This window comes from Ochrobactrum sp. SFR4 (assembly GCF_019730395.1).
In the GTDB taxonomy this organism is placed as follows: domain Bacteria; phylum Pseudomonadota; class Alphaproteobacteria; order Rhizobiales; family Rhizobiaceae; genus Pseudochrobactrum.
Genome location: NZ_JAAPBB010000290.1, coordinates 1 through 401, shown reverse-complemented (window position 1 = coordinate 401; position 401 = coordinate 1). Strand labels below are relative to the sequence as shown.

General features: G+C 51.4%; 1 protein-coding gene. It reads left to right on the top strand.

Features of this window, described 5'->3' with window-relative positions; genetic code table 11:
- On the top strand, nucleotides 1-401 hold a 401-nt coding region (locus tag HBA93_RS19035; RefSeq protein ID WP_221724343.1), incomplete at both ends, for an esterase-like activity of phytase family protein.

Below are 401 nucleotides of genomic sequence, written 5' to 3'. Positions count from 1 at the left end.
AGGTACAGACAGCCGCTATCTGACCGGTGCTGATTTCGATCCGGAAAGCATTCAATATCTTAATGATGAGATTTGGATCGGTGATGAGTTCGGACCTTATATCATCCGCGCGGGTCTTGATGGCCGCGTGAAAGCTGTCTATCCGACCATGCTCGATGGCAAACAACTGACCGGCCCTGATACACCGGGGACAGTTGTACCGGCCGTTGCCGGTAAAGATTATCGTGTTCAGCGTTCCGGTGGTTATGAAGGCATGGCCTTGCAGCCAAAAACCAATCAGCTTTGGGCAATGCTGGAAAAACCACTTTACGATGAGAGCGGCAAGCCGGAAGGCGACTTCCTCCGTGTCATGACTTTTGACACCGGAAAAGGCGAATGGACAGGCAATAATTACCGTTTCC